Origin of the sequence: Pedobacter nototheniae (assembly GCF_032678625.1) — a bacterium.
GTDB classification, from domain to species: domain Bacteria; phylum Bacteroidota; class Bacteroidia; order Sphingobacteriales; family Sphingobacteriaceae; genus Pedobacter; species Pedobacter nototheniae_A.
On record NZ_JAVTSO010000004.1, the window covers coordinates 37,283 to 60,871 of the forward strand.

General features: G+C 37.4%; 20 protein-coding genes. 2 read left to right on the forward strand and 18 right to left on the reverse strand.

Annotation, left to right across the window (positions count from 1 at the left end; translation table 11 throughout):
• The 13 genes from ccoG to R2Q77_RS13170 form a co-directional block, all read right to left on the reverse strand.
• Window positions 1–1,374, reverse strand: coding sequence for a cytochrome c oxidase accessory protein CcoG (gene ccoG / locus R2Q77_RS13110; RefSeq protein ID WP_316804175.1), 1,374 nt, complete (start codon window positions 1,372–1,374; stop codon window positions 1–3).
• Complete coding sequence (locus R2Q77_RS13115; RefSeq protein WP_316804176.1) at window positions 1,358–2,308, reverse strand: cbb3-type cytochrome c oxidase N-terminal domain-containing protein; 951 nt, start codon at window positions 2,306–2,308, stop codon at window positions 1,358–1,360. Before R2Q77_RS13115 ends, ccoG begins: the two co-directional genes overlap by 17 nt.
• Window positions 2,295–2,477, reverse strand: coding sequence for a hypothetical protein (locus tag R2Q77_RS13120; RefSeq protein ID WP_316804177.1), 183 nt, complete (start codon window positions 2,475–2,477; stop codon window positions 2,295–2,297). Before R2Q77_RS13120 ends, R2Q77_RS13115 begins: the two co-directional genes overlap by 14 nt.
• Window positions 2,478–2,480: 3 nt before the next feature.
• On the reverse strand, window positions 2,481–4,622 hold the full coding sequence (gene ccoN, locus R2Q77_RS13125; protein ID WP_316804178.1) for a cytochrome-c oxidase, cbb3-type subunit I: 2,142 nt from the start codon (window positions 4,620–4,622) through the stop codon (window positions 2,481–2,483).
• A 74-nt stretch (window positions 4,623–4,696) separates the two neighbouring features.
• Complete coding sequence (gene ccoS, locus R2Q77_RS13130; protein WP_316804179.1) at window positions 4,697–4,876, reverse strand: cbb3-type cytochrome oxidase assembly protein CcoS; 180 nt, start codon at window positions 4,874–4,876, stop codon at window positions 4,697–4,699.
• Window positions 4,873–7,260, reverse strand: coding sequence for a heavy metal translocating P-type ATPase (locus R2Q77_RS13135; protein WP_316804180.1), 2,388 nt, complete (start codon window positions 7,258–7,260; stop codon window positions 4,873–4,875). The genes ccoS and R2Q77_RS13135 overlap by 4 nt, the downstream gene beginning before the upstream one ends.
• A gap of 13 nt (window positions 7,261–7,273) precedes the next feature.
• Window positions 7,274–8,620 (reverse strand): oxygen-independent coproporphyrinogen III oxidase, encoded by a 1,347-nt coding sequence (gene hemN, locus R2Q77_RS13140; RefSeq protein ID WP_316804181.1) that lies wholly within the window; start codon window positions 8,618–8,620, stop codon window positions 7,274–7,276.
• On the reverse strand, window positions 8,620–9,048 hold the full coding sequence (locus tag R2Q77_RS13145) for a lactate dehydrogenase (protein WP_316804182.1): 429 nt from the start codon (window positions 9,046–9,048) through the stop codon (window positions 8,620–8,622). The genes hemN and R2Q77_RS13145 overlap by 1 nt, the downstream gene beginning before the upstream one ends.
• Window positions 9,049–9,204: 156 nt before the next feature.
• Window positions 9,205–10,236, reverse strand: a complete 1,032-nt coding sequence (locus R2Q77_RS13150) for a response regulator (RefSeq protein ID WP_316804183.1) — start codon at window positions 10,234–10,236, stop codon at window positions 9,205–9,207.
• 26 nt (window positions 10,237–10,262) lie between these two features.
• Window positions 10,263–11,459, reverse strand: a complete 1,197-nt coding sequence (locus R2Q77_RS13155; protein WP_316804184.1) for a PAS domain-containing sensor histidine kinase — start codon at window positions 11,457–11,459, stop codon at window positions 10,263–10,265.
• A gap of 70 nt (window positions 11,460–11,529) precedes the next feature.
• Entirely contained in the window at window positions 11,530–13,314 is a 1,785-nt protein-coding gene (locus tag R2Q77_RS13160; protein ID WP_316804185.1) for a hypothetical protein, read from the reverse strand.
• Between the two features lie 362 nt (window positions 13,315–13,676).
• Entirely contained in the window at window positions 13,677–14,309 is a 633-nt protein-coding gene (locus tag R2Q77_RS13165) for a Crp/Fnr family transcriptional regulator (RefSeq protein WP_316804186.1), read from the reverse strand.
• A gap of 256 nt (window positions 14,310–14,565) precedes the next feature.
• Window positions 14,566–15,012: a hypothetical protein gene (locus R2Q77_RS13170; protein WP_316804187.1), complete on the reverse strand. Its 447-nt coding sequence runs from the start codon at window positions 15,010–15,012 to the stop codon at window positions 14,566–14,568.
• 97 nt (window positions 15,013–15,109) lie between these two features.
• On the opposite strand from R2Q77_RS13170, the gene R2Q77_RS13175 reads away from it, so the two are divergent.
• A complete protein-coding gene (locus tag R2Q77_RS13175) occupies window positions 15,110–15,316 on the forward strand; it encodes a DUF6965 family protein (RefSeq protein WP_316804188.1) in 207 nt (68 codons plus the stop codon).
• On the opposite strand, the gene R2Q77_RS13180 is transcribed toward R2Q77_RS13175, so the two are convergent.
• The gene (locus R2Q77_RS13180; protein WP_316804189.1) at window positions 15,317–15,631 is read right to left on the reverse strand and encodes a hypothetical protein; all 315 of its coding nucleotides are present in this window, start codon (window positions 15,629–15,631) and stop codon (window positions 15,317–15,319) included. It lies immediately after the preceding gene.
• 217 nt (window positions 15,632–15,848) lie between these two features.
• Entirely contained in the window at window positions 15,849–17,627 is a 1,779-nt protein-coding gene (locus R2Q77_RS13185) for a mechanosensitive ion channel family protein (RefSeq protein WP_316804190.1), read from the reverse strand.
• A 208-nt stretch (window positions 17,628–17,835) separates the two neighbouring features.
• Between R2Q77_RS13185 and R2Q77_RS13190 the strand changes: the two genes are divergently transcribed.
• Window positions 17,836–19,101 carry an Hsp70 family protein gene (locus R2Q77_RS13190; RefSeq protein WP_316804191.1) on the forward strand — a complete coding sequence of 422 codons (1,266 nt, stop codon included), beginning with the start codon at window positions 17,836–17,838 and terminating at the stop codon, window positions 19,099–19,101.
• A 19-nt stretch (window positions 19,102–19,120) separates the two neighbouring features.
• Here the strand turns inward: R2Q77_RS13190 and R2Q77_RS13195 are convergent, their stop codons facing one another.
• The 3 genes from R2Q77_RS13195 to R2Q77_RS13205 form a co-directional block, all read right to left on the reverse strand.
• On the reverse strand, window positions 19,121–20,044 hold the full coding sequence (locus R2Q77_RS13195; RefSeq protein WP_316804192.1) for a carbohydrate kinase: 924 nt from the start codon (window positions 20,042–20,044) through the stop codon (window positions 19,121–19,123).
• A 177-nt stretch (window positions 20,045–20,221) separates the two neighbouring features.
• Window positions 20,222–21,313, reverse strand: coding sequence for a PAS domain-containing sensor histidine kinase (locus tag R2Q77_RS13200; protein WP_316804193.1), 1,092 nt, complete (start codon window positions 21,311–21,313; stop codon window positions 20,222–20,224).
• A 215-nt stretch (window positions 21,314–21,528) separates the two neighbouring features.
• Window positions 21,529–23,577 carry a glycoside hydrolase family 2 protein gene (locus R2Q77_RS13205; protein WP_316804194.1) on the reverse strand — a complete coding sequence of 683 codons (2,049 nt, stop codon included), beginning with the start codon at window positions 23,575–23,577 and terminating at the stop codon, window positions 21,529–21,531.
• Between the last annotated feature and the right edge of the window lie 12 nt (window positions 23,578–23,589).

The following is a 23,589-nucleotide window of genomic DNA, read 5'->3' on the forward strand; positions in this document are numbered from 1 at the left end:
TTAATTATCGGGCTGTGCAAAAAAGCTGGTTGTTGCGGTACTTAACACTTTTCCGTCAGCAATAACTTCAAACCCGGCATCACTTTTATAAGCTTTAATGTAGCGCTGTTTACGAATCAGAAAAAATGTAATCTGAACGGTTCCTTCCTTTGGCAATATGGTTGCTTTCTGAATAAACTCAATTTCATCTCCTTCATTTACAGATTGAAACTGAAATTTAACTGCTTTATTCGTTTTGTTAATCAGTTCTGCATTATACAGGTTGCTTACTTTACCATCGGCCCGGTTTTGATAAAGGGTGCCGCTTGCCCTGAGTACGGTAGTTTGTACATTTTCGCGTTTGTAGATTAGGGAAGAAAATACCAGTAATACCACAAATAGTACCGCAGCGTAGCCTAAAGATTTTAATCCGATTTTATAGGGCTTTTTATGCTGAATAAAATCCTGGTTGTAAAAACCAATTAAAGATGGTGGTTTTTCGGTTTTAAGCATAACTTCATTGCAGGCATCAATACAGGCTGTACAATTTATGCATTCAAGCTGTGTGCCTTTTCTAATATCAATACCTGTTGGACAAACCTGTACACAAAGACCGCAATCGATGCAATCGCCCAGTTCTGTATTGGAAATGTTTTTCTGAATGCGTCCACGGGGCTCTCCACGAGTGGAATTGTAAGCAACCACTAAACTTTGGTTATCAAGCAAAACACCTTGCAGCCTGCCATAAGGACAAATTACGGTACAAACTACTTCACGTACATAAGCAAAAATGCCGTAAAAAATAAAGGTAAAGAGCCAGATGGAAATAAAACCAGACAAATGTTTTGAAATCGGTTCTGTAATTATTTTAATCAATAAATCAGAACCAATAATATAGGCCAGAAAAGTATTGGCTATACAAAAAGAGATGAACATAAAGAGCAGGTGTTTACTACCCTTTTTCACAATTTTTTCTGCATTCCAATTTTGCTGGTCTAATTTTCTTTGTTTATTTGCATCGCCTTCAATCCAATATTCAATTCTGCGAAAAACCATTTCCATAAAAATGGTTTGCGGGCAAACCCACCCACACCAAAGTCGGCCCAAAACAACTGTAAAACACACAATGAACATGATGAAGATCAGCATGGCCAACGCAAACAGGTAAAAATCCTGTGGGGTAAAAATTAAGCCAATAAAAACAAACTTGCGTTCTAAAAAATTAAGCAATACAAGTTGTTCTCCCCTGAATTTCAAAAAAGGTGAAGAAAACAAAAGCGCCAGCAATACATAACTTACCCATTTGCGGTAGCTGTATAATTTACCTGCTGGTTTTTTAGGGTAAACAAATTCTCTACCCTTGCTTTTATCCAATTCTTTACTTTTTTGCAGCATCTTCTTTTATTGCATTATCATCAACGTTTTTCTCTTCAAATTTTTCGCCTTGTGGTGCTTTAGCGCCTGCCGGATTTGTTCCGTGCAGAGATAAAATATAGTTGGCAACGGCGCTGATTTGTTTTGGTGTCAGGTTTTTCTCCCAGCTAATCATTCCCTTTTCGGGTACGCCGTATTTGATGGTTTTAAACACATTATTAATCCCACCTCCATGCAACCAATAATCATCAGTTAAATTTGGGCCAATAAGTCCCTGGCCTTTATCTCCATGACAAACCACACAATTGGCTGTAAAAATGTTTTTACCCTCTGCTACAACGCTTTCAGTATTATCAAACTTAACCGAGTTTTCATCAATTGTATTGGCAGATTTTTCTAAATATGCCGCTTTTTCTTCCAGTGCCTTGGTCATTTCGTGTTCGTATTCCTTATCCTGAAGATCGCCATAACCACCAATGTGGTAATAAAACAAGTAACCAGCTGCAAAAAACATGGTTCCAAAAAACAATACGTTAAACCAGGTTGGCACCGGATTATTAAGTTCTTTTATGCCATCATAAGCGTGCTCTATTTCTAAATCCTTCTCTTCTTCTATAGGTCTTAAACTTAAAATTTTAGTCCAGATGGAAGTCTTTTTCTCCTTCTTTTTCAACCAGCTATCGTAATCAAGCCTCGGTTCTTTAGCAGGCATGTTATACGGTGTTGGATTGAGTTGCTCGCGATACATTACTTTAAATGCATTCAGCAAAGTAATGGTTACAAAAAGCAGTATCACCATAAACAGTAACGACATTGCAATCAATAACTCGGCACTTGTTAAACCCAACAAACTTGGTTCTGATGAAACTGCTGGCAGAGGCACAACTTTTTCATCGGCAGCAAATACACATACAGACCAGCATGAAAGTAAAAACAGTAATTTAATCTTCTTCATATTCATTGGTTTGGTTGTCTTCAATTGGCAGTTGACTCATCAGCTGGATATGCCCTTTATTTAATTTAAGTAGATAAATACCTACTATAATGAAAAATACCATGAACATAATCAGTGAGCTGATCAGGTATAATTCTCCGCCTGCTAAGTTTTTAATCTGATTAAACATAATTTATTGGTTTGATGGAATTTCTTCTTTATTTGCTTTAATATCGGTCCCTAATCGTTGCAGATAGGCTATAATGGCTACAATTTCTCTGTCGCTCTTTACCTTAATATTATTTTGTTTTAATTCGGCAGCAATTTTTTCGGCCTGAACATTCAGTTGTTCATTTGCATGCAGATCAAAGCCTTCTGGATAAGGAACACCTAAAGTTTGCATCGCCCTGATTTTAGTTGCTGTTGTACTGATGTCGAGTTTCTGCTCAATTAACCATGGGTATGGTGGCATAATACTTCCGGGCGACATAGATGTTGGATCTACCAGGTGATTATAATGCCATGCATCAGAATATTTTCCACCTATACGGTGTAAATCTGGTCCGGTACGTTTGCTGCCCCACAAAAACGGATGGTCGTAAACAAATTCCCCGGCTTTACTATACTCCCCATAACGTTCTGTTTCTGAACGGAAAGGGCGTACCGTTTGAGAGTGACAGTTTACACAACCTTCCCTAATGTAAAGATCTCTACCTTGTAATTCTAAAGCCGTATATGGCTTTACACTGGCAATGGTTGGTACATTAGATTGGATGGTGAATGTTGGCATCATTTCTACCATACCTCCAATTAAAATGATGATTAAAGAAAGCACCATAAATTTCATTGGCTTACGTTCCAAAACGCGGTGCCAGGCCCTGTCGGCAGGAGAACTATCTACAATTACTTTTTCAAGTGGCATCGCTTCAGCAGGCTCATTGGCTACCAGTTTGGCACCAAGCATTGTTTTAGCCAAATTGTAAGTCATTACAATTACTCCTGTTAAATAAAGTGCCCCGCCAATTGAACGTAAAACGTGCATGGGTATAATTTGCAGTGTGGTTGCTAAAAAGTTGGGGTATTTAAGTAAACCTTCAGGTGTAAATTCCTTCCACATTAATCCTTGGGTAAAACCTGCCCAATACATTGGAATGGCATAAAAAAGAATACCTAAAGTACCAATCCAGAAATGAAATCCGGCCAGTTTTTTTGAGTAAAGGGTTGTTTTATAAATTCGTGGAATTAACCAGTACAGTACGCCAAAGGTTAAGAAACCATTCCAGCCTAAAGCGCCAACATGCACATGGGCAACAATCCAGTCGGTGAAGTGTGCAACGCCGTTAATTTGTTTTAACGATAACAAAGGCCCTTCAAAAGTAGCCATACCATAAGCGGTAAGTGCCACAACCATAAACTTTAAGGTTACATCTTCTCTCACTTTATCCCAGGCGCCCCTTAACGTAAGTAAACCATTAATCATACCGCCCCAGCTTGGTGCGATAAGCATAATTGAAAAAGCCACGCCTAAAGATTGTGCCCAGCCCGGAAGAGAAGTATACAACAAGTGGTGTGGACCTGCCCAGATGTAGATGAAAATTAATGACCAAAAGTGTAGAATACTTAACTTGTAAGAATATACAGGCCTTCCGGCCATTTTTGGCAAGAAGTAATACATCATTCCAAGGTATGGTGTGGTTAAGAAAAACGCAACCGCATTATGTCCATACCACCATTGTACAAGTGCATCTTGCACACCGGCATACACATAATAACTTTTCAGAAATGAAACGGGTAACTCGAATGAATTAACAATATGCAGTACAGCAATGGTTACAAAAGTGGCAATGTAAAACCAAATGGCCACATACAAATGGCGTTCGCGGCGTTTAATAATGGTACCGAACATATTTATACCAAACACCACCCAAATTATGGTAATGGCTATATCTATAGGCCACTCTAACTCAGCGTATTCATGAGAGGTGGTGAAACCTAAAGGTAAAGTAATTGCCGCTGCAACAATAATAAGCTGCCAACCCCAAAAATGGATCTTACTCAGTACATCGCTAAACATCCTGGCTTTAAGCAAACGTTGCAGTGAATAATAAACCCCCATAAAAATGGCATTTCCAACAAAGGCAAATATTACAGCATTGGTGTGCAAAGGTCTGATCCTTCCGAAAGTGGTGTATTGATTGCCCAAATTCATGGCTGGCTTGAATAATTGCATGGCTGCAAGAAGACCTACCGTCATTCCTACGATCCCCCAAACCAGCGTGGCGATCCCAAAATTGCGAACGATCTTGTTATCGTAAGTAAATTTTTCTAACTGCATAATAATAGAAATTGTTTTGTTCGTTTTTATAGTCCAAAGGTATTGAGCAGGGCCCTGCGTAAAGGTGACAGGGATTAGGCAGAAAAGTGATCTTCTTCACTTTTTTCCTTTTCAGGTTCATCATCAAAGAGTACGCGTATACCTGGGGTATATACATCATCGTGCTGGCCGGTTTTAGATGCCCAGAAAAATGCAGCAAGAAATATTACAGCCATGAAAACACTGCAACACACCAGAAAATACAGAATATTCATATCAGTTTATGTTTACGTGCAAAGAAACGGGTGGCCAATGTTGTGAAACCAATAATGGTAATGGTGCTGATGGGCATTAATACGGCAGCCACTAATGGATAAAGTGTACCCTGTACGGCATAATAAATCCCGATACAATTGTAAACGGTGGCGATGGCAAAACTTATCTTAATGATTTTCAAGCCATCTTTGCTTAAATTAATAAATTTAGACAGTTGCTGTAGGGAATCTCCTTTCAAAATGGCATCACAACCCGGTGTAAAATTGTTAATGTTATCGGTAAGGGCTATGCCAAAATTACTTTGTTTTAATGCACCAGCATCATTTAAACCATCGCCAAGCATCATAACCTGTTTAGTTTGCTGCTGCAATTCTAAAATGGCATTTAACTTTTGATGTGGGCTCTGCCTAAATTTCATTTTAGTTCCGGATGGAAATACCGCTTGTAAAACTTCTTTGTCTCTATCACTATCTCCAGACAAAACCTGCAAATCAAAACGGTTTTTTAAATGCGAGAGCAATATGTTCAAATCTTTACGCCATTCTTGCCGAATGGTAAAACAACCCTTATACACACCATCTATCGCAATGTGCACACCATTTCCATTTAAAGAGTTAACATTTTGCGGCATTAAGGAAACCTGCCCAATGCGTATCATTTGTTTGTTTGCTTTTCCTTTTAAACCTTGCCCGGCAATTTCTTCGTAATCTGCAACAGCATAAAACTGATCCACCCGTAAATCCTTTAAAATATGCCTGCTTAATGGATGTGAAGAATTGCGAAGTAAAGAGGCCACAGCCATTTTTTCGCCGTAAGTAAGTATGCCATTAAAATTTAATTCGGCATGTTCAGCACTCGTTAGTGTTCCTGTTTTATCAAAAACAATGGTATCGCAGGCAGCAAGCGCTTCAACTGCATCCGTATTTTTTACATAAAATCCTTGTTTGTCAAAAACCGCTAAAATAGCCGATAAAGTAAAAGGGGTACTCAAGGCCAATACACAAGGACAAGCTACAATAATAACTGCGGTAAAGGCAGCCCAGGCTTTATGACTATCGTGCTGAGCAAGCCAATAACCAGTTGCAGAAAAGGCTATAATAAAAACACCAAGACTAAAGTACTTTGCAATACGATCGTTAAAACTTTGTTTATTGGTACCAGGGGTATAATGCTCATGATTCCATAAACCAGTTAAATAACTCTGGGATACAGGCTTAATAACTTCCAATTCAACAGCTCCTGCCGTTTGCTTGCCGCCTGCATAAATAATTTCGCCCAATACATGGTGCACCGGTTCAGATTCGCCGGTTACAAAACTCATATCCATCCACGCATCGCCCTTCATTAAAATGGCATCAGCCGGCACCAATTCTCCGTTTCGGATCCAAAGCCTGTCTCCTATCTTAATATCGTTAATGGCTACAGGTTTTTCTTTGCCCTCAACCAGGGTAGTTACTGCTATAGGGAAATAAGAACGGTAATCCCGATCAAAAGAAATATGATGATAAGTTCTTTGTTTAAGCCATTTACCCATTAAAAGTAAAAACACCAAACCTGTTAATGTATCGGCAAACCCTGGACCTGTATTGAAAAGGATCTCGACAGCTGTCCTTAAAAATAAAACAGCCATAATGAGGGCAAGCGGCGTATCCAAATTAATGTGTTTATGCCTGATGCTGGTAAAGGCAGAAATAAAATAATCGCGACCGCAGTAAAAGGTAACGGGAAGGGAGAAAGCCAGGTTAAGCCAGCCAAAAAGGTATTGAAATTGTTTTTCAAAACCCGAAAGCCCAAAGTATTCAGGAAAACTGAACAGCATAACATTACCCATACAAAACCCCGCTACGGCAATTTTTAAAATCAATGCTTTATCAACAGAATTGCTATGGGCTTTAACCACATCCTGAAGGCTGATTAAAGGCTCATAACTAATGTGGTTTAAACGCTCTACCAATTGCCTGAGCGAAATTTCCTCGTGCTTAAAACTTATGGTTACCTGCTTTTTGATAAAATCTATCCTGGAGTTGAAAATAGCAGGATCAATTTTATATAAATGCTCAAGCAACCAGATACATGAACTACAATGTATTGCCGGAATATAAAAGGTAACAATGGTAGATTGATCGTGCCTGTAATCAATTAATTGTGCAACAATGCTCGGTTCATCCAAATATTCTAAGTGCTTATCGCCACTTAATCTTTGCCCTGGATTATCGTTGTAAGCATAATAATTGCATAAATTATTTTCTGAGAGCATTTTATAAACACCCTGGCAACCTGCACAACAGAAATTGTGGTTATCCAGCTGGAAATTTACTTTTGGCAAATCATCGCCACAGTGGTAACAAACCGTTTCGGTTATTGTATTTTTTTGATTTTCCATGCATCATATAGTTTTATACAGCTGCGCTAAAAATGCTGCTGGTAGGTTGCTTTAGCCACAGTCTTTCGTCTAAAGCCATGCATATGTTTCTTAAAAAAGACATACCAGAATACGTAACATTAAGTTCTTTTTCTGTTACCGATACCAGTTTATCTTTAATTAGTGGACGTAAGCGTTCGTAAGCAGACTGAGCAATACCTTCATTGAAAAATGTTTGGTTTCTGCACATAATATCTAATATATGCTGTCTGATTATCAGATCTTCAGTTGAAAGTATATGACCTTTTTCTGCAGGTAAAATCCCGGCATTTATTTTATCCAGATACACCTCTACCATTTTCGAATTTTGTGAAAAACCTGTCCAGCAGTCGCTGATAGACGACACACCTAAGCCAATAAGTAAATGGGTATGCTGATTGGTGTATCCCATAAAATTACGATGCAGTTTCTTTTCTGTACTGGCGCGATAAAGGGAATCATCTTTTAAAGCAAAATGATCCATGCCAATATCGCCGTAACCTGCATGGAGCAGCAAGTCTTTCCCTAAGTTATAAAGTGCAAACTTGGCATCGCCCTGGGGCAGGTCTTTCTCTGAATAATGACGTTGTCCGGGTTTTAACCAAGGCACATGCGCGTAGCTGTAAAAGGCTATCCGATCGGGCTGCATGGCAATTACCGCCTCAATGGTTTCGGTTAAGCCTCCAATGTTTTGTGCAGGCAAGCCATAAATAAGATCAAAATTTATAGATTCGTAACCTATTCTTCTTGCTTCCTCAGTAACCTTGAAAACCTGCTCAGGGCTTTGAAATCGGTTGATCATCAATTGCACTTTAGGGTCAAAATCCTGAATCCCTAAACTCAAACGTTTAAAACCCAATTGATAAAGCACCTGAAGATGCAATGCCGAAGTGTTTGCCGGATGTGCTTCAAAAGATAATTCGGCATCTGCTGCTAAATAAGCATAATCCAAAATACCGAGTATGAGGTCATTAAGATTTTCAGCACTAAAAAAAGTAGGCGTTCCTCCGCCCAGGTGTAATTCCCTTATTTTAGGTTTCGACCCAAAAACAGCAAGGTACATTTGCCATTCTTTAAGTAATGCCTGGATATAAGGTTTTTCTACTTCATGGTTTTTAGTAATCCGGGTATTGCAGCCACAATAGGTACACAAGCTCTCGCAAAACGGTAAATGAATGTATAAACTGATTCCTTCTTCTTGATGGCTCAGATACGTTTTTTGTACCGACTCCAGCCAGGCACTGGTGCTGAAGGTTTCTGCATCCCAGTAAGGTACGGTAGGATAACTGGTGTACCTTGGTGCAGCAACGTTATATTTTTTAAGCAGCGCAGCAGTATCCATTACTTTAAGGCTTTAGCAACACCACAATTATTTTGGCAGCAACAGGCTTTACCTACACATTTACCTGCAGCCCATTGATCCAGGTTTTTAATAACCTGCTCCATCCTTGATTTAAGGTTATGATTACCCTCCTGAAAAGGAACATTTGCAATCTTCATTCCGGCTATACCGGCGGCTTTAAGGTCTAAATGATCGGTTTCAAATGATGAAGTAGCGATGTATTTAATCCCTAAAGTTTTTAATCCGGCAATCATACCAGCATCCAATACATCATTATTAAACACCAGCAAACTTTCTTTTCCATTTGCAAAAGCCAAAGTATCTTTGGTTAAGCTATTTGCGATGATGGTAATATCGTGCTTTTTAAGATTAGCAAGGACCAGCCATTCCTTTTCTTCTGGCTTAATGTTATAGGCAATAGCTTTCATATACAAAATTTATATATGCAAAACTAAAGGAGGAAAGGGTTTCGCCTGATGAGGCTGCTTAGACTAAAAAATGATTTTAATCATTAAATTAAGATTAATGACCTATAAAACCGAAGCACAGTTATATAGCTTAACTGTGCTTTTAAGCCCATTGAGTTACTGTTTTACGTTACTCAGCTTTTCGATGGAAATTACCTGAATGGCATTTCCTTTTTTTTCAATAAGTCCCTCTTCTTTGAAATCGGCCAGCATTCGGCTTATTGTTTCGCTTGCCGTACCAACTAAAGCAGCAAGGTCATCTCTCGAAATTTTTAGCGTAGCCGAATCGGTTTGCCTGTCGCCAAATTTACTGGCCACCTGTACCAAGGCCTCTGCTACCCTTTTACGAACAGAAGAATAGGCCAGCTGAAGCATTTGTTTTTGTTTATCGCGTACATTGCCGGATAACAGAGACATGAAAGTTGAAGAAACCACCTGGTGATTGAGCAAGGCTTCCATAAAATCAGCTTTTGGAATATAAACAATTTCGCTTTCTGTTAAGGTAGCCGCATGATCGCCGTAGGACGCTCCGCTACACAAACTTTCATAACCAAAGAAATCACTGTCGTGGTAAAGGTTTGAGGAAAGTTCACGTCCATCTTTAAAGCGCTTGTATGTTTTTACCTGTCCTTTAATCAAATAATAAAGGTGTGCAGGTTCATCACCTTCCAGGTATAAAATTTGTTTGGCTGCAACCGTTCGTACCTTTCCTTTTTTTCGCAGTTCCTCTAAAATTTCTTCTTTTTCAATGGCCGAAGAACCAAAACCTACAGCTTGCTGTTTCTTTCTAAAGCGGCTTTCTATTGCTTTAAAAAGTTCTATATCATCAAAAGGTTTGGTCAGGTAATCATCTGCTCCCATTTCCATTCCTTTCCGCATATCTGCCCGTTCTGTTTTAGCCGTTATAAAAATGAAAGGTATGGCAGCTGTTTTTGGATTTTTATGCAATAAATACAATACCCCATACCCATCCAGTTCAGGCATCATAATGTCGCATAAAATTAAATCCGGCAAATGTTTAATTGCCAGCTCTACACCAATTTTGCCGTGTTTGGCTGTGTAGGTCTGGTATCCGGCTAAATCTAAAATTTCTGCTGTTCCTTCTCTAATGTCATCATTATCTTCAATAACCAATACGCTTCTGTTCATAACAATACTAAAATTTATGCTGGTAATTAACTGGGTTCGTTAAAGGTAAAATGCAGGGAAAAAGTTGTGCCTTCGTTTTGTTCGCTTACACAGGTTACGGTTCCGTCCATTAAACTAACATAACGTTTAACAATGTTTAAACCGAGTCCGGTACCCGGAATATCGCCCGTATTATGTGCCCTGAAAAATGGTTCGAATAAATTAGCCTGATCAGCTTTTGGAATACCAATGCCATTATCTTTAACTTCAAGCGTTAAATCCCCGGCTTTTAAAATTGTGTTAAACTGAATTAAGGTATCCTCACCAGAATACTTAATAGAATTGGAAATTAAGTTTATAATACAGTTTTTCAACAAATTAGGATCAAGGTAAACATTGGCAATGGTGCCGGTATGTTCATAAACAATATGCTGGTTTTGCTTACTCATTAACTGCATTTCTTCGGCAATTTCTTCAGCAAAACTTACAACATTAAATTGCTGTACATTGGCTTCTACCTTTCCGGCCTCCAGTTTCTCTAAAGAAAGAAAATCGTTTAAAATGGTGGTTAAATTATTAATGGAATTCTTAATTTTCAGCGTATGTTTCTCTACACTGCTCACATCGTTTTTAGAGGTATACTTATCAATTAATGAGGCGGATAGCTGTATGGAGCTTAAGGGCGTTCTAAATTCGTGCGATGCCATGGAAACAAACCGGGTTTTAAGCTGGTTCAGTTCTTTTTCCTTTTGAAATAAAGCGCGCATGTTTTCTTTAGCCATTTCCAGTTCCGAAACCAGTTTAACCAAATCCCGGGTGCGCTCCTTAATTTTCACCTCAAGCTTTTCTGTATAGGATTTAATCTGCTCCTCATTGGCTTTTTCTTTACTCAAATCGTGAATAAACCCCGTATAAATTTTACGATCCGTAAATTTAACTTCGCTTACGCCTAACCTGAATGGAAAAACAGAACCATCTTTACGCTGTCCATGCACTTCCCTTCCTATGCCTATAATGTGTTTCTTTCCGGTTGTGTTATAATTATGAATATAGCCATCGTGCTGGGCCTTGTCAGGCTGAGGCATTAATTTAGATACATTACAACCGACCAGTTCTTCTTTTGTATAACCAAAAAGCTCAAGTGCTGCAGGGTTTAAATGCTCAATAATCCCTGCATCATCAATGGTTATAATACCATCAATAGCATTTTCTATAATTGCATCTAAAAATTTTGACCTGTCCATAAACGAAAAATTTAATACGGTTGAGGGGATAAATATAACTAAGTTTCATTATTACATTTAAGCTAAAACATTATAAAATATCCAGTTCGTTTAGTTTATGCTCACAAAACCGCAACTCTTCAAGTCCATTTTGAAACTGCATAGACGCCTGAAAAGCAGCTTGTTCGAAAAGTGTTTTATAGTAATTAATCCCGTCAATCATCTGCGATTTAAAGCTGTTAAAATACTTCCTTTTTTTATCGGTTAACTGCGCCAAATGCTGCTGCATTTCTGTTTTTAAATAGTCGATATATAAATTCAGCTCTTTTATAAATACATGCGGACGATCTGTCTTTTCGAGCAAATTGTTGCGCCCATAAATGTGTCCCGTCATTTCATCCAGTGAATATACTTTAGAGAAATAAGCCAAATTTGGCCCCGGACAAATGGATACGGCTTTACTTTCTTTTGGCTGAAGTAAATTATATTTCAAATATGCCGATGCACATAGGCCTTCGCACAGGCAAATTTTCTCAGTAATTGTTTGGTAGGCCTGCTGATATTCCTTTTCGTTTAAACCGGCTGATTTTAGTTCTTTTATTTTAAGGTTTTGGTACGTTCTGGATGCCGTACAAATTGCCTTTTCACCAAATTCAGTGTTATTACAAAGGTATTTTTTAGTACAGGGACTTCCCGGTTTGCCTTTTGCTATTCTTTCTATACGCAGGTTTTCCATGGTACTTCCTTTAAAGTTATTAAACTGGACACCCAGTGGTGAGGATTGGCTTAAATAAAAATCATTTTCAGTTGATGCTGTTAAACGATTTAAAGTTTCCTCATCTACATTGGTTGCTTCCGGCACCAACAAAAAAGGGCTGCCCCAGCCTGCCGCATCCAGCTTGTAATGGTTCAGCAGAAAATCATGCTCGGCTGCCGTTCCTATCCCACCTTGTACACTTATTCTGTAATTGGGTTGTGTAGAGCAGGAAAATCCCTTTTGCATTAAAGCCGTCTGATACATTTGCCCCAACGCTTCCATCATCGAGTTTCTTTTAGACTTAAATTCTTCTAAAATTGGCCCCAATAAGTACCCTTCGGTTGCAAAGGCATGTCCACCACAGTTTAAGCCAGATTCGATTCGAAATTCGGATACCCAAAGTCCTTTTTTAGCTAAGAATTTAGCTTGGATCAGGGCAGACCGGAAATCGCTCACTTTTAAAATAATCTTCTTTTTTAACACCCTGTTTTCATCCGGATAAAAATCATCAAACGTTTCCACATAGCTATATAATTTAGGATTCATGCCTGCAGAAAGTACTACTGATGCCTGGAGTTTACTCTGTGCAAACCCGCGTAAGGCAGCAAGTGCATCGGTATTTTCATCACCAGTATATTGTTTAGCAACAAAATTCATCTTATCAACCTTTGCCATAATGTTAACATCTATACTACCCTTAACCATCCCTTTACGCAGAATTTGCTGAAATATAATTTTGCGTTCTCCTTCCGGAAAATCCAGCATCAAATCATAACCCTGCCGTAAAACGGATTTTTCGGGCAGCAATTCAAAAAATCGGCAAAGATCATTTCCGGCTTCAAAAGGAAGGGTTTTTAAATTTTCAAATTGCTGATCAACCAGTTCATCAAGTAGATTTAAGTAGGCTGTAATACGTTTAGCACGTCCATCTGCAGCTGATTTGGGAATCGAAATAAAAGGTGTTCGTGACTGCCCGGCGTGGTATTTTCGCATGCGTTCAATTAATTCATCATCAACAATAGAAAGCACTGATGAAATGCCGTAACGACCAACTTTAAGTGGTGTATCGATGGAAAAACCAAGTCCTAAAACCGGAATATGAAAAGTATGGGGTGTCATAATTTAGGTAGAACGAATTATTTTATGTTGTTTAATCATTCGTTGCAAACCTAAAAATCGTGGGTATTTGATATGCAGGGCTACATCACTAAAAAAAGTGATCTCCATCACTTAAATGAACTGAAGCAGATACATTTTGTGCTTTCACAATACAATTTTGTGAAATTTATGCGGGGTAGTGCCTGCTTTACCCGCATCACAATTCGATGCGGGTAAACAGGGCTTTATTTATTAACCAAATATATGCAGTTCTAAAGCGGTGCTTGAGCGCTGATATGATACAAACATACATTATTTAGATTAATTCTAAACAAAAAAAATAAATCTTTTTTTAACGCTATTGGTTAATAATTTATAAAGCCTTAATTCTCTGCATAATTCAAAGATTCCATGAACAATCTCCGTCCTTTAGATCTGATTCTGCTTAGTGTTTCCATGCGGATACCCAGGTAGGAAGCGATACATTTTAAGGGCAGGCGGGTAATCATAATTCCCGAAAGTTTAATAAAACGCTGGTAGCGTTGTTCGGCAGATGGAATCCTGGCTAAAATTGCCGATTCTCTTGTTCTTTCATACTGGTGAGTCAAAATCTTTAATCCAATTTCTTTAGTTTCTGCAAATCTCTCGTACAATTCGTTGATTAAAGTATAAGGAATAGCCAGCAAACGGGTAGTTTCCATTGCCTGCATAATTTCAGGATCATCTAAATTTCTACCGGATTCATCCAAACGACCTATTAATTGCCCTTCCTTGGCCAGCCAGGTTGTTATATCCCTGCCGTCTTCTTTTATAAAGCCGCGTGCAACGCCTTTCACGATAAAGTAAACACTTGGCGCATGTACCGCATCAGAAATTATGAATTTGTTTTTTTTGAAAGATACCGGATAACAATGCTTTATAATTTCATCACATAATTCATTAGGTATCTTGGTAATGGCATTTAAAAAATCTATAAAGATTTCAGCCTCTAAAGTAGTGTGGTTTATTCTTGTCATGGGATGATAATTAGTTATGGTATCCAATCCAAGATTTGAGCCAAATGAGCGGCTTTTAGCCGCAACCTCAGTAGCGATTTAAGTTAAAAATGGCTTAATCCTACGTTATATGCGGATTTACAAATGTTAAAAAAATTGATTTTTGTCAAAATTCTTCATCCTAAACCACACGTCCCATCTTGATAAACGATTTTGACAGGAAAATACTTACCCATTTTGGGGAAATTTTACACAGCACCCCAATTACACAGCGGGATTATCCATTTATAACGAGAGTAAACTCATGGTTAAAACCGGCATCACAAACCCTGAAGGTAATTGCCCACTCATCTTTAACTAAATTGGCGATGTAATTTTTGAAAGTTTTTTCAAAGCGATTGAAATCAATCTCGGGCCTGGTTATAATCAGGTAAAAATCGTCTGATGTGGCAATGGCTTCTGCTACGTAGTTAAACCAATGTTCCTTAATTTCGGCAGGTAATTTCTGATAGTGCTGATGGTTTATAAACTCGCCTATTCGAATTAGAAGTTGAGGCTCTAAATCATTTCCTGAAAGCTGAGTCCAACCCGCTATTCCTTGATCAATTTCTGCAATTAAATCCTGGTTAAAAAATACTTTAAAAACAGCTTTTTTTTCTACCTGTTGTAAAACGTATAATTGAGTTCCATCATCTGTATCATAAAGAAAATCTAATGAAATCATAAAATGTGATTAATTTATTTGGCTGATAACCAATTATTGAATTTATTTAAAAGCTAATGAAACAAAATAGGCCATTTCATTTACTTAACTTTAAGGCATGACAATCGCTGAACTGGAAGAATATTTTAAAAATGCCCCTAAACCGGAGGAGCCTCTATTTCTAAACCCCGCAACAAAAATCAATAATATCGATCATTTTTTAGAAAGTCATTTTGCCCCATTACGCATCAATCCGGATAGCCGCGTAAACCAGTCCTTATTGTTCAGACTAAAGGCATTAAAATTATTAATAGAATCTAATTAATTATTCGTTTCCTTTAAACACGTTAATTACTGAAGTTTTCCATTGAATGTAACCAAGTTTGCCACAAATATTGGCTACGGTATCTTCTATAAGAGCTGACACGTCATTTACAACCCTCCAGCGGATAGCATATTTTGGATTGTAACTAATATAAACCACCAAATCATCAGTTCGCTGACCAATGTTTTCCAGGTTTTTGAAATGCACATCCTGTAATTCGGCAGCAGCCTTTTGAAGACGTTCATTCATTATTTTGCCTAATGATGTATCAGGCCGGAAATCTGTTTCTAAAATTGCTAAAACGGTAACTGTCATATCATAAAATCAAAAGCTTTCTAATTTAAATATTTCCAAAGACCTGGTATTGGAGACAAAATGTCTGTCATGAGGCTCATTTGATACATATTTTTCTAAATCCGCTTTAATAACACACAAATTTATACTAATATTATTAGTATCCAAAAAACGTGCCTGATATTTTTAAATTGTTATTTTGTTTTTACAATTGCGGGATGAACGCACGAAAAACTTCTTACTTATCTTCTTTTCTGATTACATTATAATTAGGGGATAGAATTTCGATTCCTGCAGCATTCATCGCGTCCTGTATATTTTCCATTAAGCTGCTATAAATAACGGCCTGCTTATTTGCCTCGCGGGTATGTGCATTAATTTGATAGGATACAGCGAAATCATTTAATGCGGTTTGTAAAACAAAAGGTTTAGGTTCCTGCTCAATATAGGCTGTTTTAAGTGCGGCAGAAATAAGTGTATCATAAATTTTCCGCCAGTCGGTATCGTAACCTAAAGTTATTGAGCAATGTACAATAAGCCCATACGCTTCTCCTCTGGTTTGACTTGAATAATTAACGGTGCTGCTGGATAACACAGTAGAGTTAGGCACGGTAACATCTTCATTTTTAATGGTTCTGATGCGGGTAACCAACATGGTTTTCTCAATAACATCGCCCGTAACTTCCCCTATTTTAACACGATCGCCTAACCTGAACGGACGCATATAGGTAATTACCAAACCGGCAACCATATTGGTAATTGCACTTGATGAGCCTAAAGAAATTAAAATTCCGAGAAACACAGAAACCCCCTGAAATGCAGGAGAGCCGGAACCTGGTAAATACGGAAAAATAATAACCAGCATAAAAGCGTACAAAACAAAACGGAGAATGTTAAAGGTTGGAATAGCCCAGTCTGAGTGAAAACCGGTAATGCGGATTTCGCCTTTTTTAATTTCGTAGAAAAAATAGCGGATTGCTTTAAGGGCATATTTAAAAAGAAAATAAATCACTAAAATGGTAAACAGATTAGGCAGGTAATGAATAATGCCATTTAGTGCCTTTTTAAGTGGGGCCAATACCCAATTAATTAAAGTACTTGCCCAGGTTTCTGTTTCTGGGAAAATGCTAAACAATAAGGGCAAAGAAAAATAAATCATCAGCAGGATTACCACAATCCTTACAATATTATTAAGCCTTATTAATCCGTTTTCGAGGTAAGCAGGCGTTAAAATTTTAATTTTTTGAATCCTGAACCCTTCATTATATTGCTGTTTTTTTGCCTTTATTAAATTTTCACTGCGTTTAAACAGGTAATTAATTCCTTTTACAATAAGGCTGAGCACAAGTATAATCAGCAATACAAAACCAATGCGTTTAAGCCAGTTAACTAAACTATGGCTTTTACGTTCGGATACAATAGTTTCTTTAATTTTCTGCAGGTATTCTGCTGCCAGCTGGCCGTTACTTTTCCCAAACCAAAGTCCGTCAAGGTTAGCGATGCTAAGTAAAATATCGTCGTTTTTATAAATAATATCGTAGCTATCGCCACTGTGGCTAATTCGAATTGAATCGGTCTTGAAAAAAGGATCATCATACAAGACCTCAATTTTACCAGAAATAGATCTGGCCCGCTCAGCTGCACTGAAAGATCCCGTTCGGGTATAAATAAAAAACAGGGTATCGTTATTTAAATAAACCGGGTAGCCCCTCGCCGTTTTCTTCAAGGCATTAATTTGCTTTAGCTGGTCTATATTACGTAATGAGTCGTTAATCATTATTTCCCGTAGCTGTTTCTCCAGTGCTTCGGTTTTTTTCTTGTCTCCAACGGCATCCTGAAGATCTATCTTCAACTGGATTTTCACTAAAGAGTCGATTTGCTTTTGCTGCTGATCTTTTAATAAAACGGCCTCATTAACATTTAAAATTACTTTTTTAGTGCTGTCAGGATTTTGTTTTGCCGAAACACCCACATAAACAAATAGTACAACAAATAGAAAGTGCTTTAATCTTATCATAAAAACAAGGTTTTTTTATTAATGAATATGGCTGGTTTAAGTCAATATTTTAAAGATATGTTTTTTTGAGTTTTGAATACACTACTTCTGGCAGTTTACCCGTGTACTATATGAATTTAAAATTTATAATATCAGCTTTTTTCAATACTTTCGCCGCCCGGTTTTGCCGGAACACTCCCTTATTTTCTTTAATTAAATTTCCTTTGTGATGAGTAAGTATTTATATGGTATTGATTTTGGAACCACCAACTCGGCTTTAGCCATTTATGATGAAGAAAAAAAAGAAATTGTTGATACCATTATTATTCCATCTTTAATTTACTTCTTTCACGAGTTAAATACTGGCGGATTAAACTTTGTTGTGGGTGAAAGTGCTATTTCTGCCTATTTAAACGATGGGATGAAGGGGCGTTTTATTAAATCCATTAAACAAATTTTATCCAGAAGCAGTTTCACCGAAACACGTATTCAGAACAAACGTTATAATGCTTCAGATCTGGTTGCCCTAATTTTGAAAGATTTAAAATCAAAAGCGGATGAAATTACAGGTCAGGATTGTAAAAAAGCAATAATTGGTCGCCCTGTATTTTTTGATGATGACAGCACTCAAAAAGATACACTTGCACAAACCCGTTTAAATAAAGCTGCAGCGCTGGCTGGTTTTAACCAGGTACGTTTCCAGTTTGAACCCATTGGTGCAGCCTTTGCCTACGAAAAAACAATTAAACAAAAAGAAAATGTTTTAGTTGCCGATTTAGGAGGTGGTACAACAGATTTTACGTATTTAATTCTGGATCCTGAAAAGGCAGATAGTAAAGACCGTAAAAATGATATGATGGCTACCGGTGGTATTTACGTTGGCGGCGATAGTTTTGACTCTGCATTTATGTGGGATAAAGGCACACCACATTTTGGCAAAAACACACAATATGAGGCTACTCCGGGTAAAGTGCTTACAGTGCCGAAGTCGCTCTTCGCCAATATTTGCACCTGGGATAAGATGAACTTTTTCAATGGGAACCGAATTAGAAAAGACATTGACGATTACTATTATTATTCGGGTAACGACCGCTTATTTAAAAACCTGATTACCCTTATTGAGCATAATCTGGGTTATTCTGTTTTTCAATCCATAGAGAAAACAAAAATTACATTATCTGGTGCTGAACAAACTGATTTTAGGTATTCCAATATGGATATTGAAATTGATGAACACATTTCTATTGAAGAATATGGCAGAATTATTGAAAAAGACATTCATAAAATCAGTGATTATTTAAATGAATTTCTAACTAAAAACCAAATCAACCCGGCTGATATCGATAGTCTTTTCTTGACAGGTGGCACCTCTATGGTTGCTGCCGTACAACACTTATTTAAAACAAGGTTCCCTCACATCAGCTTAAACTCTGGTGATAACTTTAAAAGCGTTGCCAAAGGACTTGCTTATAGCGGATATTTATTTGAAGATTAAACAGTAGGCTTTTAAGTTTTTACTGATCTATACTCCAGGTTTTTTTATGCTTCATCATAAAGCGATTAACGGTCGATTTTTCGTAAACCGGGCATGCGCCTTCCTGCGTAGTAATGTAAGCACTCAGGGCAACAGCAAAATCTAAAGTATCGTTAATGTATTCGTTTGATAATTTCATGGAGAGCAGTCCTGCTAAAAAGGAATCGCCACTGCCTACAGTATCTTTAACCTTAATATCATAGGCCGCCCAATGGTGTTCTGTTTGATTTCCGTAATAAGATGCACCTTTACCACCCTTGGTTACCACCATTTCTGGTATTTTAAATTTGCTTTGCAGTAAATCTATTCGCTCGGTTTCTGTTTTACATGTTTGGCTAAACCAATTGCTGATAATAGCGAGCTCATCCAGGTTTAATTTCAATAAATCGGTTTGATGTAATAATGAAGAAATATAACTTTCTTCATAGTATGGGGCTCTTAAATTAACATCCATTACACGATAAGGTGCTAATTCGAGTAAATGAGCAAGTGTTTTTCTGCTGGTTTCGTTTCTACCCGAAAGGCTTCCATAAACTAAAGCATCTGCCTGGGCCACTAACCTGGTATGTGTTTTTTCCAGGGTGATAAAATCCCAGGCTACTGGCTGCACAATCTCGTAAGTTACTTCATTATCCTCACCTACATGCACTTCTACAGTTGATGTTTTATGTTTGGCATCTGTTTGTACATACGTATGATCAATGCCCAGGTTTTTTAATACCTCTTGTAATTCTTTACCATTTTCATCCCGACCAACCTTGCTGATTAAATGGCTATTTACGCCTAAGGTTTTTAAATGATAGGCCACATTCATTACCGCACCTCCGGGTTTTTTACCCGAGGGAAAATTATCCCATAAAACTTCACCGAAACAAACTACTTCAACATTATTTTTTCTACTCATGCCAATTTTTTAATATCCATTAACTGATTAGGTTCAGCTCATATTTCAGTACAATCAGTTTTAAATGTAAAATAAAAATTAATGGATTGGCTAAAATCAGTCAAAAAAATAAATCTGTTTTTAAGCCTTTTTATAAAAAAGTATAGCCAAAAATAAAGCAAACAGGTAATTATGCCATTATTTTGGCAATTCTATAAAGAATTTAGTCCCTACATTTTCTTTACTTTCGAACCAGATTTTACCACGATGCAATTCTACAATAGCTTTAATAATGCCCATTCCCAAACCTCCTGATTCTTCTCCTTTAAGCCCGGGGCGAAGTGCCTCGTGCAATCTATCAAACAAATGTGGTTTTAAGTGATCTGGTATACCGATTCCATTATCGCTCACCGTAATCAACACGGTGGTATGATGGTCTTCAATATGTATTTTAATTTCACCATGATCTGCCGTAAATTTTATAGAATTAGAAATCAGGTTATTAATTACCTGTAAAAACTTCATGCTGTCTATATTCAAATACAGTTTATCTACTGAGCTGCTGAATTCAAAGCTTTTAACATCACTTAAGCGCGAACGCCTGTAAAACTGTAATACATCTCTAATTTCAGAAACAAGCTCAGCCCTTTCTTTTTTAATTTCGATTTCTGCTGATTTCAGGAACTCGTAATTAATCAAGCTTCTGATAAACAATATATTGCGCTCGCACATATCCTGAATAAAATTCAGGGATTTTAACATGTAATCGCTGCCAATTGCCCTTACTTCACTCTCGATGGATGATGCAGCCATTTTCATCATGCCTAAAGGTTCTTTCAAATCATGCGAAAGGATTTCGAGCGTTGTATTTTTCCGTGCATTAATTTGCTCAATATGGATTTTATTATGTTTTACAGCCGTATGGTCTTCAGCTATCCCTGCTACAATGATTTCTCCTTCCCATTCTAAGGGATATATGCTGATTCTGATGTATTTTTCAGTTCCATTGGCTACACAAATCCTGAATTCGTATTTTTTCGGACTAAATTCTTCCAGGCATTCTTCATAACAATCTTCTACATGCTGCCTGTCTTCACTATATACGCTATTGATTAAAAGTGCAGGAGATTGTACGACATCGTTTAAACTTAATTCCCAAATTTGTTCAAAGGCCTGGTTGAGGTAAATAAATTTGTTGTTCTTTACTTCATAAATAAAATAAGCGTCAATAGAATGTTCTCCCATTGCACAAAAAAGTTCTTTATTGATTGATGGTTTTTCGTATATCATAATATAGGAATGCTTTATTTTGCCTGATTATAAATTCACAGTTTGTAAGTATCAAATCACAAACAGCAGGTATTCTTAAAAGTTTTCTTTAACCGCCCTTTTATTGATAAATTATTACCCGTATAACATTATTCTACTAAGCGGCCAAAAACAATAAATCCTGAAAGTTTATTATAAATTACTTTCAGGATTTAAAATTCAGAAGAATTTAAGCATTATTTCAAATTCCAGGTTATTTCATCATTATAAACCTGGCCATTTGTATTGGCTTTGGTTTTAATTACGTTTTTACCTTTTTTCAGGTTAACATTTTCGAAACGATACAGAACACCTTCGGGTTTTGTGGCAGGCAATTTCTTCCCATTTATAAAAACATCTGGCGTACCTATATTAGAGTAAACTGTAATTTGGGTAATGGCATTTTTACGCTCAGTGGCACGGCGCTCCGTTAAATATAAAACCGGATTTTTGCTCCAATTGGCTTTATACCAATAAAAAGCATCTTTCTTTAGTTTTCTGTCGAAAGTTACCAAACCTTTCATATTACGTGCAGGCATGCTTCCCCTGTTCCACATTGGCGTGGCAAAATCAAACATATTCCAAATGTACGAAGCTGCTATATAAGGGTGTTTTGCAATAATGGGCCATTGTATTTCATGCGTTTTTGTTTCGTAAGTTTCGGGGTAAAATGGAGAACCGTAATCAAATGTATCTTTTAACTCGGCTTGTTCCTGTTGCTGAAAAACGTTTCCATCGGCGCCATATTCGGTAAGCATTACTTTATTGTCGGGATATTTACTTTCCAACCCTGAAGCCCATTTTTCCAAATCCCCGATTTTCCCTTCGTACCAGCCGTAATAGCGGTTCATGCCCTGGATATCCGCATTTAAATTAGTTGGCCGTGTCATTTCACCATATCCGCTTACACTTACGGTATATCGGTCAGGATCGAGTGTTTTAGCAATATCATCCAGGTCGCGCGTGAGTACTGCAGGATAATCGGCTATGGTTTTGCCATAAACCTCATTATGCAAACCCCAAACATAAATAGAGGGATGGTTAAAATTTTGTTTAATCAACTCATTCATTTGCTGTTTTGCATTTTCGCCTTCTTCTCCTGTGGATGTATTTACAAAAGGAATTTCTGCCCAGATTACAAAACCCATACTATCGCATTGCGAATACAAATATTCTGCCTGCTGGTAGTGGGCAAAACGAATGGTGGTGGTACCCATTTCCTTAATAATATCCAAATCTTCTTTATGCTGCGCATTGCTTAAAGCATTGCCAAACTGCCAGCGATCCTGATGCCGGGCCACGCCATACATTTTATATGGTTTGTTGTTGAGCAACATGCCCTTACCTGCAACAATTTCGAACTTACGAATGCCCAGCGGCTGGGTAACTTCATCAATAACCTCATTATTTTTAATAATTTGTGTAACTACTTTATACAGGTACGGGTTGTTAAAACCATCCCAAAGCGTTGGATTTGATAAAGTAAAATTCTGCGTAAAATTTTGCCTGCCTTGTGTAGTAACATGTTCCAGAGTTGTTTTTTCCAATACCAGTTTTCCATCTTTATTAAACACAGTACTTTTAAGCTTAATATCTTCAGCCAGCGGCGATCTGTTTTCTACTTTAACCAATAGGTTCAAATCTGCTGTTTCATTACTTACATTCTTTTGCGAAATATAAATACCCGGAGATGCATAATCAGTAGTACTAATGTTAATCTGGTTGGTTACTATTAAGCTAACCGGACGGTAAATACCACCATAAATTCCGAAAAGGAAATGGTTTACCGGAATAACATCTTTTCTGGCTGTATTATTGGCCTTAACTACAATTTTATTGCTTTTACCTAAAACAACAGCATAGGTAATTTCAACGCAAAAAGCGCTGTAAGAACCTTTGTGCGTACCCACCAATTTATCGTTAACATATACTTGTGCAACCTGACCGACACCTTCAAAACGCAGAAAAAGTCGTTTATTTTGATACTCATTACCAAAAACCATGTCTTTTTTATAAATGCCCTCACCTTCATAAAAGTTTTTGCTTAGCTGCATATCGGTTGCATTCCAGGTATGCGGTAAGGTAACTTTTTCCCAATTCAGGTTATGGTCGGCGGTATCTTTCGTTTTCTTAAAAGACCAGTCTGAATTGAAGGTAAGCGTTTTTCTGGATTGCGCATTTGCGGTTATTTGCAGTATAAAGCATGTTATAAAGAGTATTAAGTGTAGTTTCTTAAAATTTTGCATTTATAATAAATT

Coding starts and splice junctions, on each gene's coding strand:
- R2Q77_RS13170 (WP_316804187.1), bottom strand. CDS start 15,012: ATGATTTCATTAGATTTTCTTTATGATACAGATGATGGAACTCAATTA.
- R2Q77_RS13200 (WP_316804193.1), bottom strand. CDS start 21,313: ATGATATACGAAAAACCATCAATCAATAAAGAACTTTTTTGTGCAATG.
- hemN (WP_316804181.1), bottom strand. CDS start 8,620: ATGGATACTGCTGCGCTGCTTAAAAAATATAACGTTGCTGCACCAAGG.
- R2Q77_RS13185 (WP_316804190.1), bottom strand. CDS start 17,627: ATGATAAGATTAAAGCACTTTCTATTTGTTGTACTATTTGTTTATGTG.
- R2Q77_RS13180 (WP_316804189.1), bottom strand. CDS start 15,631: ATGACAGTTACCGTTTTAGCAATTTTAGAAACAGATTTCCGGCCTGAT.
- R2Q77_RS13135 (WP_316804180.1), bottom strand. CDS start 7,260: ATGGAAAATCAAAAAAATACAATAACCGAAACGGTTTGTTACCACTGT.
- R2Q77_RS13145 (WP_316804182.1), bottom strand. CDS start 9,048: ATGAAAGCTATTGCCTATAACATTAAGCCAGAAGAAAAGGAATGGCTG.
- R2Q77_RS13205 (WP_316804194.1), bottom strand. CDS start 23,577: ATGCAAAATTTTAAGAAACTACACTTAATACTCTTTATAACATGCTTT.
- R2Q77_RS13155 (WP_316804184.1), bottom strand. CDS start 11,459: ATGGACAGGTCAAAATTTTTAGATGCAATTATAGAAAATGCTATTGAT.
- R2Q77_RS13120 (WP_316804177.1), bottom strand. CDS start 2,477: ATGTTTAATCAGATTAAAAACTTAGCAGGCGGAGAATTATACCTGATC.
- R2Q77_RS13190 (WP_316804191.1), top strand. CDS start 17,836: ATGAGTAAGTATTTATATGGTATTGATTTTGGAACCACCAACTCGGCT.
- R2Q77_RS13150 (WP_316804183.1), bottom strand. CDS start 10,236: ATGAACAGAAGCGTATTGGTTATTGAAGATAATGATGACATTAGAGAA.
- ccoS (WP_316804179.1), bottom strand. CDS start 4,876: ATGAATATTCTGTATTTTCTGGTGTGTTGCAGTGTTTTCATGGCTGTA.
- ccoN (WP_316804178.1), bottom strand. CDS start 4,622: ATGCAGTTAGAAAAATTTACTTACGATAACAAGATCGTTCGCAATTTT.
- R2Q77_RS13165 (WP_316804186.1), bottom strand. CDS start 14,309: ATGACAAGAATAAACCACACTACTTTAGAGGCTGAAATCTTTATAGAT.
- ccoG (WP_316804175.1), bottom strand. CDS start 1,374: ATGCTGCAAAAAAGTAAAGAATTGGATAAAAGCAAGGGTAGAGAATTT.
- R2Q77_RS13195 (WP_316804192.1), bottom strand. CDS start 20,044: ATGAGTAGAAAAAATAATGTTGAAGTAGTTTGTTTCGGTGAAGTTTTA.
- R2Q77_RS13160 (WP_316804185.1), bottom strand. CDS start 13,314: ATGACACCCCATACTTTTCATATTCCGGTTTTAGGACTTGGTTTTTCC.
- R2Q77_RS13175 (WP_316804188.1), top strand. CDS start 15,110: ATGACAATCGCTGAACTGGAAGAATATTTTAAAAATGCCCCTAAACCG.
- R2Q77_RS13115 (WP_316804176.1), bottom strand. CDS start 2,308: ATGAAGAAGATTAAATTACTGTTTTTACTTTCATGCTGGTCTGTATGT.